Origin of the sequence: Enterococcus faecium (assembly GCF_029023785.1) — a bacterium.
GTDB classification, from domain to species: Bacteria; Bacillota; Bacilli; order Lactobacillales; family Enterococcaceae; genus Enterococcus_B; species Enterococcus_B faecium.
On record NZ_CP118955.1, the window covers coordinates 2,117,950 to 2,134,031 of the forward strand.

Here is a 16,082-nt window from a genome sequence, read left to right on the forward strand (position 1 = left end):
ATTGAACAAATATAACCAAATGTCTCTACAACATAATCAATGGCAAAAGTTTTTGAAGCAATAATACGTCTTTCCTTTTTTGCTTCTTATCCCCAAAGAAACGGATATAACTTATTATGTATTGAATTTTTTTGGAAAGGCGAATTATGACAAGATATACCTTGCGTTGAAAAAACTCGCGGAAAAAATATCACACGTTTTTAAAAAGATACAAAGTAAGAAAGCAGCTGTCAATAGAATGGAAACAAAAATGGCGAGACATCAATCAGTCTCGCCTTGTTTTTTATTGTATACATTAGATATGGAGCAGGTTACCATAAAGATGATTATTAGTCGTTATTAAATAGAATCCTTCGTATTTTTTTGTTCTATCACTACAATATCTTTATTTGGACGTTTGAATTGTATTCCGGCACGTTCTAGCTCCTGTTTCACTCCTACATGGACTTTGACATCTTCTCGTGTCATTTTTAAAACGTGATGAATCGCATAGTCGATTTCTTGCCTTGTGATTTTTTTCTTCGTATTGATCATCACGACTTGCTTTTTATCATATGTGTCTACCAATAGCAGTTGTGTTCGATCTAACGAAAATAATTTGTAATAATTAATAGCCGTATTCCCAAAAAAGAATTCCACTACTTTAGGATAAAATGTCTTAATATTTAAATTACTATTCACAGGTGTTTCGATTAGCTTCATCTCATTCCTCTTTTCTATATAGTCGATTTAGATCCAATCTTAAGTTATGTTACCATCTTTCCTAGCATTAAGGAATCGGTTACAATTGAACCTTTAAAGACAAAAGGATTTACCTTTTATCACTTAATAGTATAACATAATTTCATGAGAAAAAAATACAATTTTTTCTTGACCATCTCGTTACGTAAAGGATTATGCTTACATTTGTCAGGAGGAAAAATAATGGAGTACACAATAAAGAAAATGTCAGAGATATCAGGAGTCAGTCCGAGAACCTTGCGCTTTTATGATGAGATTGGACTGCTAAAACCAGCTAGGATCAATTCTTCAGGTTATCGGATTTATGGCAAAAAAGAAGTCGATCGTCTGCAACACATCTTATTTTATCGAACAATGGCATTCAAGTTGGATGATATCCAAGAGGTCTTAGACAATCCATCTTTTGACCACCAGAAAGCTTTAATCAAGCATCAGCAAATGTTGCTGGAAAAACGGGCACAAATCGATACCCTCTTGACAACTGTCCAACAGACACTTGATATGTACGAAGGAGGAAGAAAAATGAGTGACAAAGAAAAATTTGAAGGGTTTAAACAACAAAAGTTGAAAGAAAATGAAGAATCCTATGGACAAGAGATTCGACAAAAATACGGAAAAAAAAAGGTTACAGCATCCAATGAAAAATGGATGAATATGGATAAAGAAACGTATGAAGAAATGCAAACTGTTGAAAAGCAGATATTATTTGATCTCACTCTTTACTTAAAAGAACCAGAAGATGAAAGCTTAGCAGACCGTATCTTCCAAGCTCATAAGAAGTGGTTATCTTACAGCTGGCCTGAATATCAGCCAAAAGCGCATAAAGGACTAGGAATGATGTACGAAGCCGATGAACGGTTCACTGCATATTATGACGAGCGAAGTGGTCATGGTGCAGCAAAAGCTTTAAATGAAATTATCCAAAAAAAGGCGTAATCTTTTACATGATCCAACAAAAAAGTACACGTAAAATGACCTAATAACAAAACAGCAGACACCCAAGTTAGATTTTTATGCTAACTTTTGGTGTCTGCTCCATTCTTTCACAAGTTTTTTCATCCTACTTTAAATATATTCATCGTTGAATAAACGTATAAGGTATTTTCACTTTATCCTTTTTTTCTGTAAGAAACAATTGAAATGCCATTTCTCCGCAAGCTTCCAGATGGTGGTCGATGGTTGGGAAACCAAGAAGCTCGCTGATCAGCAAATTATCGCGTCCAATCACCACTGGTGTCTTATCTTGCAGATAGCTTTGCAAGATGCCTGCTGCAACCATATCCGAATTTGTAAAGACACCATCAACTCCAAGCTCTTTAAAAAAGAAGCCTGCTTGTTTTCCTTTCTCTGCATCTATACAATCCCAAAAAACAAGTGATTCATCAAAAGATGGAAAAAGTTGATGACATAGCTGCAAAGTGATTTTTGAGTTATAACTTAGCCTGCCACTTCGCCCCAACGTGATGCCCAATTGCTTTATACCTTGCTGCTTCAAATAAGTAAGACCTTCTGTAATTGATTGTTCTCGATCAATAAAGACACAGCTTGCCTGTTTTCCCTTGATTTCTTCACAAAAAACTAGAGGTCCATATTTTTGATATGCCAATAAATCATCTAGTGTATTGGCACGAGACGTAATGATCAATCCATCGAAAGCTTTAGCTGCAAATTCTTCAAGATACCTTCGCTCTTTTTCTTTCTGATAGCCCGTCGGTAAAAGTGTCACTTTGTAATCATAATCAAACGCTGCTTCAATGATCCCACTGATCAACTGATCAAAATACGGATGATTGGTATAAGGCAGAATCACTCCAATGCTTTTCGTTTTTCCATAACTTAACTGTCTGGCATTTGCATTAGGGATATAATCGACTTCTTTCATGACCGCAAGTATTTCTTTCCTTTTTTCCTCATCTACATATGGATGTCCATTGATTACACGTGAAATAGTAGAAACTGAATAACCTGTGAGCTTTGCGATATCTCGAATGTTTGCCACTGCTGCTTCGCCACCTATACAAAAAGATTTTCTTGTAAATAGTCTACCACAGCTGGACCGCATTCAAAAAACTGATACATTTTTCCTTCATGCGAAAAACTGATCCGCTGCCCGCCCCAATATATATCTTTTGTCAAATTTTCGATTTCATTCATTGGTATTTCTTTTACTATATTCCTATTCAACCCTTGAAAACTGTACAACGTTAATACGGATCCCTTGAACTCGACAAACGCATAAAAATAATTGTTCGTTGTGCCATCTGTTATCTCTACATAAGTATTCATTGCAAGCCCTCCTTTTGATACTTTGAGTATAGTGTATGAAACGCGTCTCATAGCAAGGAGTTTGTTTTGCCAAAGAAAAGTTTTATTCCTCTTTCATTATTACCAAAGTCTCTTATTTTAAATTGAATACATTATAATGATACTGTAAATATATCTTTATTATTAGTGAATGGATATTTACTTTTAATAGATAAAATATTATAACTATTAAAAATAACTATTTTCATTATAATTACACACAAAAAAGAGCGTGAGACAAAAGTAAAGAACACTTTTGTCTCACGCTCTAAACACGTATAAACAGCGGAAGCAGAAGCAACTCCTTCGGAAATAAGCTGAAATTCACAAAAATTTGAAAAGCAATTTCCGTGAATTTCTTCTTATTTCTTGGAGTTAAACGCTTCTGTTCCAGCCTCTTTTTATCTGTCTTTCACTAATGATCAGTTGTAGATAAGCAAGTTGCTTTTTCTTACATCATACCGCCCATCATTGATGGATCCATTGCAGGAGCTGCTGGCGCTGCTGGTTCTGGTTTATCTGCAACGACTGCTTCTGTCGTTAATAACAAGGCAGAAACGGAAGCGGCATTTTGCAAGGCAGAACGTGTTACTTTAGTTGGGTCTACGATACCTGCTTCAACCATGTTTACCCATTCTCCAGTAGCAGCATTGAAACCAGTGCCTAGTTCCACGTTCTTCAATTTATCAACAATCACTGATCCTTCATAACCAGCGTTTTCAGCGATTTGACGAATTGGTTCTTCTAAAGCACGAACAACGATCTTGATACCTGTTGCCACGTCTCCTTCTGCTTCTACAGCAGAAACTTTGCTGATAACGTTCACTAGAGCTGTACCACCACCTGAGACCATTCCTTCTTCTACTGCGGCACGTGTAGCATTCAATGCATCTTCAATGCGTAATTTTAATTCTTTCAATTCTGTTTCAGTAGCTGCACCAACTTTAACAACAGCTACACCACCTGCTAATTTAGCTAAGCGTTCTTGTAATTTTTCGCGGTCAAAATCAGAAGTTGTTTCAGCAATTTGGTTTTTGATCAATTGCACACGAGCTTCGATTGCTTCTTTTTCTCCAGAACCTTCTACGATCGTTGTATTGTCTTTATCTACAACAACTTTAGAAGCATTTCCTAAGTTTTCGATTGTTGCATCTTTCAATTCTAAACCTAGATCGTCAGTAATTACTGTACCACCTGTCAAAATAGCGATATCTTCAAGCATTGCTTTACGACGATCGCCGAAACCAGGAGCTTTTACAGCTACTACGTTGAATGTTCCACGGATTTTGTTCAATACAAGAGTTGGCAATGCTTCACCATCTACATCGTCAGCAATAATCAACAATGGACGTGATTGTTGCAAGATTTGTTCTAACAATGGCAGAATATCTTGGATGTTAGAGATTTTTTTGTCTGTGATCAAGATATATGGGTTTTCTAGAACAGCTTCCATTTTGTCGTTATCTGTTACCATATATTGTGATAAGTAACCACGATCAAACTGCATACCTTCTACAACATCTAGTTCTGTTTCGATCCCTTTTGATTCTTCGATTGTGATGACACCGTCGTTTCCAACTTTTTCCATTGCATCAGCAATCAAATGTCCAACTTTATCAGAACCCGAAGAAACAGCTGCTACTTGTGCAATGGCTTCTTTTGAATCAACAACAGTTGAGATATTATGCAATTCTTCGACTGCTGCTTTTGTTGCCAATTCGATCCCGCGACGAATGCCTAGAGGATTAGCACCTGCAGTTACGTTTTTTAAACCTTCGCGAACGATTGCTTGTGTCAGAACAGTTGCTGTCGTTGTACCGTCTCCTGCAATATCATTTGTTTTTGATGCTACTTCTGATACAAGTTTTGCACCCATGTTTTCAAAATGATCTTCTAATTCGATTTCTTTTGCGATCGTCACACCATCATTTGTGATCAATGGAGAGCCGTAAGATTTTTCTAGTACGACATTTCGGCCTTTAGGTCCTAATGTTACTTTCACTGTATCTGCTAATTTATCTACCCCGCGTAACATAGCTGCGCGTGCGTCTTCTGCAAATTTCAATTCTTTTGCCATGATTGATTCACCTCATTGATTATTTTTGATTATTTTTTTATCTTCCAAATTTACTCAACAATCGCCATGATATCTTTTCCTGCGACGATCAGATATTCTTTTCCTTCGTATTTTACTTCTGTACCGGCGTATTTTTCGAACATAACTTGGTCGCCTGCTTTTACAGCGGCAGGAACTTTTTCACCGTTTTCTAACAAACGGCCTTCACCGACTGCAACAACTGTCCCAGTTTGGGGTTTCTCTTTAGCAGCAGAAGCTAAAACGATTCCTCCGACAGTTTTTTCTTCTTCTTTTGCGACTTCGATAATGACGCGATCACCTAATGGTTTTAACACGATAAATCCCTCCGATAACTCTTTTTTTAATCTGTTAGCACTCTTAACCTTCGAGTGCTAACCTACATTTTTAATAATACTCATTCTCCCTCTTTTTTGCAAGCTTTTAAATCAAAGAAAAGAAATTTTATTCTGACAGCTGCTTATTGAAATTATGATATAATTGAAATCAATCGATATAAGCTTGCCTTGCATGCTTGTTATCCCTTAAAAGGAGGAATTACATGTCTTTAAAAAAATATAGCTTCCTCAGCATTTTTTGCTATGGTCTAATTTTTATCTCACCCTTGATCCTAGCTTCGATAGGACTTGTAAAATCTACGTCTGAATTGATCACAGCAACTGCAGTCATGTATATACTAGGCGCCGTTGTCCTAGCTATTTTTTATTTTAAGCAACGTGAACCCTTAGCGATCGAATCAGCGGTAAAAAAAGCTTCTGCTCCAAAGATTGTTATTTATGGATTGGTTGGAATCTTTGTCGCATTGATTCTGCAAAGCATCGCTGTCATGTTAGAATCTGTATTGTTTGGCAAAGCAACCCCTTCCGAGAATACACAAAATATCATCCAGATGATCATGGAAGCACCCGCTTTTATTTTGGCGACAACTGTTGCTGGACCCATCATGGAAGAGTTCGTATTCCGCCGCAGTATACTGGGGATCATCAGTCGATATTCAAATTTTTGGGTCGGAGCAGTGATCAGCTCTTTGCTGTTTGCGTTTGCTCATAATGATGGTCATCTGCTAATCTACTTTTTCCTAGGTTTCTTCTTCAGCCTAGAGTACAAAGCAACTGGTCGGATCTGGACATCGATGATCACACACGTAGGAATGAACACATTAGTTGTTCTTGTTCAATTAGCTGTCCAAAAAGGGCTAGTATAAACATGACTATAAATACTCCTGTCATCCTAGATTGGTGATTTTCCCAATCTAAAGCGACAGGAGTATTTTTGTTTTTTAGTCGTTCATCTTTTCTGCTGCTCCATCATTTTTTGTCTGTCTTTCCTTTTTGCAGTTTGCAGAATCTATTTTTTTCAAAAATGGGAAATAAATGAAAAAACTAATTGACAACACGATACCTTGTAAAATCGCTGCAGGCACTCCGCCTACTAAGAAACCCGAGAGGATCGGCGGTGTTGTCCAAGGGACTTGGACTGCTGTAAATAAAGGAACGAATCCAAAATATAAAGCGGAATAGGTAATCAATCCTGAAACGACCGGTGCGAAAATAAAAGGAACAGCCATCATCGGGTTCATCACGATCGGTGTGGAAAAAATAATTGATTCATTGATGTTGAAAAAGGCTGGTAAAAGAGCAAGATTTCCTAATTCTCTGTATTTCTTCGATTTCGCAAAAACCGTCATAAAAAATACAGCCCCTAACGTCAATCCAGCACCCGTAACCGTCATGAACTGATCGAGAAATTGCTGAGTAACGATATGTCCGCCATTTGCCACCGTCAACTCTTGTCCTGAGGCTAAGATTTCTGCATTTGCTAATGAATTCGCTTGCAAGACGGGACTAACCAACCCATTGACCATCGCAGATCCATGAAGACCAAATAACCATAAAAACGGAACAAAAAAACCTAATAAAAGCACACCAAACAACGTGTCTATGAACGATTGAATGGGAAGCTGGACATATGTCCATACTCCTTGAACAACAGTCATTCTGAACAAATGTTGAAAAACCGCTGAACCGATAAGCGTAAAAGTGACTATAACAATGATTGGAATCAATGAAGTAAAAGACTGCCAAACATTTTCAGGTATCTTCTCTCTTTGCTTCCACCCTTTCGCAAGTCTTACTAAACGTGCATAGCCCCATCCGATGATGAGCCCAGTTGTAACTGCTCCTAGTATCCCTTCAGCACCTGTCCAGACAGTATCTATCTGAGTATTTAGTGGCTGAATAAGCAGTAGATAAGCAGACAAGGCTGTTATGCCGACTGGTAAGCGATCGATGTCTTCTTCTTTTGCATAAGCGTATGCAATGGCAAAAACGATCCAAAAGGCTATCACATCAAATGTAGCCTGGTATACTTGTGTAAAATACATAGAAAATCCTGTTTTGTCTATCCACTGAGCGATGTAATCCACAGGAAAATGAGCAAATAAGAAAAACAGCGAGCCAACAATAATTATTGGGATCGTGTAAGTCATTCCATTACGCAAAGCAGTTAAGGGTCTAAGATTCACAACAGATGTTATCATTGGTAAAAAGGCACGATCTAACCACTCTTTCATTTCTTATCTCCTTCAACTTCTATTTTTATCAATCAGTTTTCTTAATTTAACTATACCCAATGATCACGAACCATGAAAGGAATGCGCACTGAGCTTTTCAAAAATCGGATTCTTTGACGAATATTCAGCAACTGCTTACAATGGACAGGAATAAAAAAGGAGGTTTTTTATGAAAATTGCACTCATTGGAGCTACTGGCCATGCAGGTTCATTTATTTTAGACGAAGCATTGTCCAGAGATTTAGACGTGACGGCAATCGTGCGTCATCCAGAAAAATTGCCATCAGATGTTCCGTTTATACAAAAGGATTTATTTGAGTTGACAACTACTGATCTTGCATCTTTTGATGTTGTCGTTGATGCTTTCAACGCTCCCAAAGGAAAAGAAGAAATGCATCAAACTTCTTTGTCCCATTTGATTGAGATGCTTGAAGGAACCGATACACGCTTAATTGTCGTTGGGGGTGCCTCTTCGTTATTCTTAGATACAGAAAAGACGACTCGTATGATTGACCAAGTACCTAAAAATGCACCCTTCTATCCAACAGCTTTCAATATGTACGAAGGATTGTTAAAATTGAAACAATCTAAAAATCTACATTGGACTTATATCAGTCCAGCTTCTTTATTTGATCCACATGGCAAACGTACAGGTACTTATTTGTTAAGTGATGATTATTTACAAAGAAACGCTGCTGGCGACAGTACGATCAGCATGGCAGATTACGCGATTGCATTAGTAGATGAGATACTGGATGAGAAACATGAAAAGCAGCACATCAGTGTAGTCAGTCGATAATACGGTTATTTTTTTAATATGCTAAAAAAATAAAAATAGAAGATAAAACCAACCCTGATTGATTTTATCTTCTGCTTTTTATATTTTTATTGATTGAACTGTTTAAATCGAAAATAGCTCAGTTGCTTCATCTGGATCTGTATCATAGATTTCAAAATCATGTCCAACGCCAAAATCTTTTTCTTTCAAAACATTTTCCATTGTTAAATGAGCAAGTTCTTTCATATTGTTTTCCTTGCTAAGATGGCCAAGATAGATTCGTTTGGTCCGATTACCGATCACATCAGTCATGACAAGTGCACCGTCTTCGTTGGAAAGATGTCCTCTATCTCCTAAAATACGCTGTTTTAAATTCCACGGATAAGGTCCCATGCGTAACATCTCAAGATCATGATTACTTTCCATCAAATAACCATCGGCATTTTCAATGACACCTCGCATATAATCACTGCAATATCCGGTGTCCGTCAACATGACGAATGACCGATTTTCTTTATGGAAACGATAAAATTGCGGAGCCGCTGCGTCATGGGAGACGCCGAAACTCTCAATATCGATATCGCCGAATGTTCTGACTTTCCCCATCTCAAATAGATGTTTTTGTTCCACTGGTACATTTCCAATCAGTGGTTCCATCGCTTCCCAAGTCTGCTGATTGGCAAAAACATCCAAATGATACTTACGAGCCAAGACACCCACGCCATGTATATGATCTCGATGTTCATGCGTCACAAGTATTCCATCTAATTGGTCCGGTGTCCGATCAATTTGAGCCATCAAGGAAGTGATTTTTTTACCGCTAAGTCCTGCATCGACCAAAAGCCGTTTTTTTTCACTTTCGATATAAAGTGAATTACCCGAACTTCCACTTGCTAGGATACTGATTTTAAAAGCTGGTTTTTCTTCAGCCATTTGACTCCTACTTCCCTTCTTACTTTGTAAACTTTTTTCATTATACTCGCTTTTTTATTGATCTTCCACTTTTGGTACAGTATTGTTTGTCACGATCGTATTGCTGAAAGCGTTGACGCTCTCAATTTGGACCACTTTATCGCTTGTTTCGATCGCTACATGCCAAACAGGAACATACACATTTTTTTCCCGGACTTTCAGAATACAGGAATAAGCTAGCTGACGCCATAAAATTTTTGATCCTCTTGGTATTTTGTTATTGATGTACAATGTATTGATTGCTTCCTCTTCCGTATACAGTTCCGTCTTTTCGCGCAGCTGCTCGATATCAGATAAATGCGTCTGCATGTATTTCGTGATGCTATAATCATTATCGTTTTTTTCTAAAGAAAGAACGATTTTTGCTGTATCATCATTGAATGGGATGCCTTCATACTCTTGGCTTGCTTGGATTTCTAGTGGTTCTTCTTCTAAATGAGAAAAGTTTTTCGTGTACACATAATCATTACCGAATAAAATATTGTCTTTGTTAGATAAAAAATCTTCCAAGGAACTACTAATTTTATCTGGATCGATCACGTTCTTTTCAGCATCTGAACTGGATAAAGATTTCGTCAAAACATCACCGTCTAAAAACACACCACTTGCCAGCAAGCCGCTTTTACCAGCCTTGCGATAATTCGCTAATGAAGTGCTAAGATTGGTCTGCTCCGCGCTAAGATAATAGCCTTGCTTGTTCTCAGACGAAATCTTCCCCGTGTAAGTGATATCGTCGCTAGCCAGACGTTGTTGGATTGATTCAGTCTGATTAGAGCGAATGACATTGTTTTCTTGGTATACCGCGTCATGATAACTGCTGAATAAAAACACATTCAACCCTAAAAAAGCGACGAAAAATATCCATTCGATTTTTTTGAAATCCAATTAATTCGCCTCCAATCCAGGTAATTTTTCCAGAAGGTCGTTAGCTGAATACCAGTTATCTTTATATTTCACATACCATTCAGGTAAGAGATCAACGACACGATTCGTTTCTTTGACATTTTGCCATGTATAGCCAACGATCACTGAACCAATCTTGTTGCTATCTGCTCCCTTAGCTTTTAACTGCTGGATGATTTCATTCGTACTTGCAAGTTCTACTTCTTCGTCTGAAGGTATCGGCACTTGAATCGTATTCAAACTGGTTTGGATATTCACTTGCACAGAACCATTCGTTTCACCGCCAACTTCCACACCAATCTGTCCTCTGCTGTCTGTCCCAAAAACCGGGAAGCCTTCCACGAATATCCGATAATCGATCGTATTGTCACTGCGGTCAAAATATCTGAGGTTCCCTAAAGAACTGCCTAATTTGCTAATATAGGGGAAACTTTCAGAAAATACACTAGCATTTTCTTTTTTCTCTGGCAGCTCTCCACGAAAATCAACTACTTGCGTTTCCGAATGGATAGACATTGTTTCATTCCCACCGTAAAAAATCAATTCATTGCTTTCATCATTATTTTTCACGCTATCTGGTTTCTGGAAAAAAGCATTTCTAAAAAGTGTATAGGGTTGCTGTGACAGGATATAACTATACTTCTTCAGTTTGATCGAATGTTTCGTAGCATATTGCGTGTCGATCGTCGATGGTTCTGTTGTCATTTCTGTCCATTTTGTGTCTTTTGCTGTTAATTCTTTATTGATATCTGTCCAATTCAACGAAATATTTGCTTCATATACGAGATGGTTCGAATAATTCAAAAATCGGATTTTTTTATTTCCTTGATCGAATTGTATTCTAGTAAAATACATATTTTCGCTTTCTTTTGCCAAGTTCGACACATCTAAATCTAAATCAAATGCTTCCTTGTATTCTCTTAGCAAAAAAGGCGCATTATAGGCCAACTCAAAACCAGAGTTCAGATTTTTCACCTGTTCAAACTGTGATTTGTCTCCTGAAACTACTTCAGAAAGCTTTCCAAATCTTGCTTTATCGATGATCAATTGCAATCGGTACACGAGATTTTCACTGTTGGTTTCTTGGATCATTCCCGAATGGTGCCATGTAACATGAAGCGGAAGAAAGACTTCGGAAGTTTTTCGATTGCTTTGAGACTCGATCATTTGAGTGTTTGTCTCATCTACGTTGATTGAACTTTTTCCTGCTGGGCTCAGCCAGATTGCATAAGAGAAGTATATGCTTAACGCAACCATCAAAATGAGTCCTATACGAACGACTTTTTCAGAGATTCTCATTCCCACCATTCCTCCTCATAAGGTTCATATGGCAGCGAGATATAAAAAGTCGACCCTTTTCCTTCCTTGCTCTCTGCCCAAATAGCGCCTCGATGCGCCTTAATCACTTCTCTAGAAATAGCTAATCCAAGTCCTGTCCCACCTTGTGCTCTTGCACGTGCTTTATCTACTCGATAGAACCGCTCGAACACTCGGTTCAGATCTTTTTTAGGAATCCCCAATCCTTGATCGGTGATACTTAAAATCACGTTATTATGCGTTTCTAATAAGCGACAAGTAATCGTTCCCCCATCTGGTGAATACTTGATCGCGTTATTCATGATATTATCGACTACTTGGATGATTTTATCTGTATCTACTTCGACCCAAAGATCTCTTTGCGTAAATTCACGACGGATCTTATAATTTTTTTCCTGATTTCCCACCATCATATCAAACCGGTCAAGAACAAAATTCACTAACTCGTTGAAATTGACATATTCTAATTGAAGCTGGGTATTACCTGTATCCATGCGAGATAGATTTAAGAGGTCATTGATCATTCGAATCATTCGGTCTGTTTCATCTAGCGTTACCTTCAAAAAATTTGGTGCTACTTCCTCGTCTTTCCACGCACCTTCGCTCAATGCTTCGATATAACTACGCATACTTGTCAACGGTGTACGAAGTTCATGGGAAACATTAGAGACGAATTCACGACGTTCCCGTTCTGTTTTTTCTTGTTCTGTCACATCATGCAAGACAGCTACTAATCCGCTGATAAAACCTGATTCGCGACGGATCATAGAAAAGTCTACTCGCAAGATCATCTGATCACTTTCCAATGTACTGGTTGAACGGTCAAGTACCATTTCGTTTGGATCTTCTAATAATTTCCGCAACGTATATTCTTCTTCGATATCTAAAAGTGTCAAAATCGATTGTCCGATTGCTTCCTCGTTTTTGATATCTAGCAAGGAAACAGCCATATCATTGATCGTAATGACTTTACCCCTGCGATCTGTCGCAATGACGCCGTCTGTCATATGGGATAGCACGCTATCCAAACGATTGCGTTCAGCTTCCATTGTATCTTGAGCTTCTTCAATACGTTCAGCTAACTGATTGAAGGTATCAGCCAGCTGTCCAAGTTCATCTTGTCCATGCACTTTGACTTTCCGACTGTAGTCTCCTCTAGCGATTCGAATGGCTTGTTCTCTCATTTCACCGATCGGCTGTGTAATCGAACGAGCAACTAAAACAGATACGATCATTGAAATAAATGCCGCAATTAGTGAGGCAGTAAAGAAAATGACTGCTGTGTTATTGATTTCCGAATATTTTTGTTCGATATTACTTTTGACGTAAAGAGCCCCGATAACGGCATCGCCGGTCGGGGACAGGATCGGTTGAACATTGATATTCACCCGTTTATCGTCGTTATCTAAAGCAACATAACGTTTAGTCGTGAAATCATTGATATCAACATAATCATTTTTCTTTCCCACAGCGCTTTGTTCATTGACATCGGTTGTTCCTCGGATGATCCCTTTTTCGTCAACGACCCGTATTTCGATGATATCGCTAGTCGCACTGTTTTCAATAAATCTTTTGATATTCGCATTTACCTCTTCATCATCTGCATTATCTTTTCGATTCAATTCCGGGCTGATTGTTGTTGCTAATGATTCCACCGTTTGATTCATATCTTTAATAAATGTATTGATCGTGGAACGTTCTAAACCACGTATAAAGTAGGCACCAATAATTTCGATCGAGATCAATAAAATCAGAATAAAGGTAATAGCGATCTTAAAATTGACTGATCGAAAAAAGCGGACTTTTCTTTTCATCCAATTACTCCTGTTCTGGGTTACGCAAATAGTAACCGACACCACGACGTGTCACTAAATAATTTGGATGGCTTGGATTATCTTCGATCTTTTCACGCAAACGACGTACAGTTACATCCACTGTTCGTACATCTCCAAAATAATCATAACCCCAAACCGTTTGTAATAAATGTTCTCTTGTCATCACTTGTCCAAGGTGCTTCGCCAAGTAAAAGAGTAGTTCGAATTCACGATGTGTTAACTCGATTGTTTCTCCTCGTTTCGTCACCATGTAAGCTTCTGGATGGATCGTCAAATCACCAATCGTCAATTCCGCAGGTGCTGCCTCTTCTGGTTCCTTCGCAGCCGTGGCACCGCGACGAAGATTTGCTTTGACACGTGCAACTAATTCTCGGTTGGAAAATGGCTTGGTCACGTAATCATCGGCGCCTAACTCTAAGCCTAGGACTTTATCAATTTCAGAATCTTTGGCTGTTACCATAATGATCGGCATATCATAAGTTTTGCGTACCTCACGAGCAACTTCTAAGCCGTCCATTTTAGGTAGCATCAAATCAAGTAAAATCAAATCAGGTTCTACCTCAGCAACTTTTTCCAAGGCTTCTTCCCCATCATATGCAGTATAAACATCATAGCCTTCTTTGGCTAAATTGAATTTGACGATATCCGAAATCGGCTTCTCATCATCGACAACTAAAACTTTTTTCATAAAGAGCCACCTCTTATATATTATTGTCATACCTTCTCATTATACCGTATTTCTGCTTTTGTTTCATCTTTGCCTATAAAACAAAAGAGAAAATTAAAATGAAAGTGCAAAATACTTTATTATTTTTTGTTCTAACTTCAATAAAAAAGGAAAACACTGATTTTCACCTCAGTGTTTCCTTTTTTTGATTTATCCTTCTAAAACTTGTACACCGACACCCAATAATCCCGGACCAGTGTGGACTACTAATGCCGGAGAAATCTGGCCAAAGTAGATTTGGTTTGCTTGTGGGAACTCTCTTTTAAGTCTCGCTTCCATTTCAATTGCTTCTTCTTTCGCATCCCCATGGGCAACAGCTAAGTTGAAGACCTTTGCATTACCGATTTTTTCTTTGACGTAAGCAACCGTTTTATCCAAACTTTTTTTACGTCCCCTAGCTTTTCCTACTGTGTAATAAATCCCTTCTTCATTACATGAGATGATTGGGTTAAGCTTTAAAGCGGTTCCTACAATAGAAGCAACTAAACCGATCCGTCCACCTTTTTGAAGATATTCCAATGTCGCAACATTAAAGAAAACTTTTGTTCTTTCGACTAACTCATTCAGATTACTGATCAGTTGATCCCATTCTACTCCTTCTTCCAGCCATTTTGCTGCTTGGATCGCAGAAAAACCTGCACCAATACCAATATTTTTCGTATCTAGTACATATGCTTCCAATTCTTCTTGCTGTTGTGCAATTAAACGAACCACATTATATGTCCCGCTCAATCCACTGGAAATTGTTACCGCAAGTACCTTTTCATAACCGTCTTTTTTGATTTGCTCAAAGATTTCTGTGATCGACTCACCATCCGGCAAAGATGTACCAGGGATTTCCTCTGGCAAACGTTGATAGATCTCTTCAGGGGTAATGTCAATTTTATCTGTATATACCTGATCTTTATAAATAATTTTCAATGGGATCATATACATCTCGTATTTTTTTATCAATTCTTCTGGCACATCCGTACCTGAATCTACTAAAATTGCGATTTTATTGTTTTTCATTTGTTTTCTCCTCTTTTAAATATTCGGTTTCTAGAACAATCGTTTTTTCCGCAAGAAGTTTCATTGCAAACGATAAAGTTGCCGCTCTTACAGCAATATATTCTACAGGGGTTGCCTGGTCGAATTTTTGCGGATGAGATTTACCTTGTGCTAATTGGCTGACCATCCACACAGCTGCTTCTTGTTCATCGCAAAATAGATTATAGGCTTCACGAATTCCTACTGTTTTTCCTTGGAACAATATCCCTTCTTTGATTTCAGGAATAGTCAATACTTGTTTCAACGTAGTGATTGCAAGTAAAAATGCTACGTGTTCTTTGTTATATCTTTTTTTAACTGGTGCTGGTATCAAACCTAGTTTAACGTAATTGTTTACCATAGAAGAGGTAAGCAATGGATGCTTTTCTCCTTGTATCACAGGTGAAAGATAACGATCAACTAACGTTCTGACTTGGTCCATATAAAGTTCTAAGTCAGGGAGTTCTTCCCAGTGAGGCAGACGGAATGTTTCTAGTTCCTTCCCCCACTCCATTAATTGCTGACGCATTTTTTCCATCATAACCGCTCCTTTTTTCATTTCATAAACATGATATCAGACTTATGATAAACATTCAATCTAGTTGCTTTAACTAGGTGATTTGATTAGCGGGATTCCATGAAAACAAAAAACAAGAAGGCTAAGCCTTCTTGTCTTTTATCGTTAAGAACAGGAGACCCGCCGGGGAGACGGCGGGAAAGGAGTAAAAAATGAAAAAAGTGTTAGGGTTTGTTCTCTTGCAAGAACTTTGTTTGTTGGTATGCTTATATAATAGCGAGCAAATGTGAAT

General features: G+C 38.0%; 16 protein-coding genes. 3 read left to right on the forward strand and 13 right to left on the reverse strand.

All coding sequences use genetic code 11. From position 1 onward, the window contains the following. Positions 1-339: 339 nt before the first annotated feature. Positions 340-702 carry a DUF1827 family protein gene (locus PYW34_RS10320; RefSeq protein ID WP_002287305.1) on the reverse strand — a complete coding sequence of 121 codons (363 nt, stop codon included), beginning with the start codon at positions 700-702 and terminating at the stop codon, positions 340-342. 222 nt (positions 703-924) lie between these two features. Here PYW34_RS10320 and PYW34_RS10325 point away from each other — a divergent pair, with 222 nt between their 5' ends. Continuing rightward, entirely contained in the window at positions 925-1,677 is a 753-nt protein-coding gene (locus PYW34_RS10325; protein ID WP_002334552.1) for a MerR family transcriptional regulator, read from the forward strand. Positions 1,678-1,816: 139 nt separating this feature from the next. Here PYW34_RS10325 and PYW34_RS10330 read toward each other — a convergent pair whose 3' ends face one another. The 4 genes from PYW34_RS10330 to groES form a co-directional block, all read right to left on the reverse strand. Continuing rightward, a complete protein-coding gene (locus PYW34_RS10330) occupies positions 1,817-2,740 on the reverse strand; it encodes a LacI family DNA-binding transcriptional regulator (RefSeq protein WP_002294125.1) in 924 nt (307 codons plus the stop codon). Between the two features lie 14 nt (positions 2,741-2,754). Further along, positions 2,755-3,027, reverse strand: coding sequence for a hypothetical protein (locus tag PYW34_RS10335; protein WP_002287308.1), 273 nt, complete (start codon positions 3,025-3,027; stop codon positions 2,755-2,757). A 469-nt stretch (positions 3,028-3,496) separates the two neighbouring features. Further along, positions 3,497-5,122 carry a chaperonin GroEL gene (gene groL, locus PYW34_RS10340; RefSeq protein WP_002290607.1) on the reverse strand — a complete coding sequence of 542 codons (1,626 nt, stop codon included), beginning with the start codon at positions 5,120-5,122 and terminating at the stop codon, positions 3,497-3,499. A gap of 50 nt (positions 5,123-5,172) precedes the next feature. Beyond that, positions 5,173-5,457, reverse strand: a complete 285-nt coding sequence (gene groES, locus PYW34_RS10345; protein WP_002288862.1) for a co-chaperone GroES — start codon at positions 5,455-5,457, stop codon at positions 5,173-5,175. A 224-nt stretch (positions 5,458-5,681) separates the two neighbouring features. Here groES and PYW34_RS10350 point away from each other — a divergent pair, with 224 nt between their 5' ends. Then, positions 5,682-6,344, forward strand: coding sequence for a CPBP family intramembrane glutamic endopeptidase (locus PYW34_RS10350; RefSeq protein WP_002288860.1), 663 nt, complete (start codon positions 5,682-5,684; stop codon positions 6,342-6,344). A gap of 75 nt (positions 6,345-6,419) precedes the next feature. Here the strand turns inward: PYW34_RS10350 and PYW34_RS10355 are convergent, their stop codons facing one another. Beyond that, positions 6,420-7,712 carry a PTS sugar transporter subunit IIC gene (locus PYW34_RS10355; protein WP_002303458.1) on the reverse strand — a complete coding sequence of 431 codons (1,293 nt, stop codon included), beginning with the start codon at positions 7,710-7,712 and terminating at the stop codon, positions 6,420-6,422. 169 nt (positions 7,713-7,881) lie between these two features. On the opposite strand from PYW34_RS10355, the gene PYW34_RS10360 reads away from it, so the two are divergent. After that, positions 7,882-8,511: an NAD(P)-dependent oxidoreductase gene (locus PYW34_RS10360; protein ID WP_002288856.1), complete on the forward strand. Its 630-nt coding sequence runs from the start codon at positions 7,882-7,884 to the stop codon at positions 8,509-8,511. A gap of 102 nt (positions 8,512-8,613) precedes the next feature. On the opposite strand, the gene PYW34_RS10365 is transcribed toward PYW34_RS10360, so the two are convergent. The 7 genes from PYW34_RS10365 to PYW34_RS10395 form a co-directional block, all read right to left on the reverse strand. Next, positions 8,614-9,423, reverse strand: a complete 810-nt coding sequence (locus PYW34_RS10365) for an MBL fold metallo-hydrolase (RefSeq protein WP_002288854.1) — start codon at positions 9,421-9,423, stop codon at positions 8,614-8,616. A gap of 54 nt (positions 9,424-9,477) precedes the next feature. Beyond that, positions 9,478-10,347, reverse strand: coding sequence for a two-component system regulatory protein YycI (locus PYW34_RS10370; RefSeq protein WP_002288853.1), 870 nt, complete (start codon positions 10,345-10,347; stop codon positions 9,478-9,480). After that, positions 10,348-11,664 (reverse strand): YycH family regulatory protein, encoded by a 1,317-nt coding sequence (locus PYW34_RS10375; RefSeq protein WP_002288852.1) that lies wholly within the window; start codon positions 11,662-11,664, stop codon positions 10,348-10,350. It abuts the gene before it with no gap. Further along, positions 11,661-13,496 (reverse strand): cell wall metabolism sensor histidine kinase WalK, encoded by a 1,836-nt coding sequence (walK, locus tag PYW34_RS10380; protein ID WP_002294131.1) that lies wholly within the window; start codon positions 13,494-13,496, stop codon positions 11,661-11,663. Before walK ends, PYW34_RS10375 begins: the two co-directional genes overlap by 4 nt. 4 nt (positions 13,497-13,500) lie before the next feature. After that, positions 13,501-14,205: a response regulator YycF gene (gene yycF, locus PYW34_RS10385; RefSeq protein WP_002288850.1), complete on the reverse strand. Its 705-nt coding sequence runs from the start codon at positions 14,203-14,205 to the stop codon at positions 13,501-13,503. Positions 14,206-14,394: 189 nt separating this feature from the next. Continuing rightward, a complete protein-coding gene (locus tag PYW34_RS10390) occupies positions 14,395-15,255 on the reverse strand; it encodes a DegV family protein (protein WP_002294132.1) in 861 nt (286 codons plus the stop codon). Next, on the reverse strand, positions 15,242-15,811 hold the full coding sequence (locus tag PYW34_RS10395; RefSeq protein ID WP_002322652.1) for a DUF1836 domain-containing protein: 570 nt from the start codon (positions 15,809-15,811) through the stop codon (positions 15,242-15,244). The genes PYW34_RS10390 and PYW34_RS10395 overlap by 14 nt, the downstream gene beginning before the upstream one ends. Positions 15,812-16,082 lie beyond the last annotated feature (271 nt).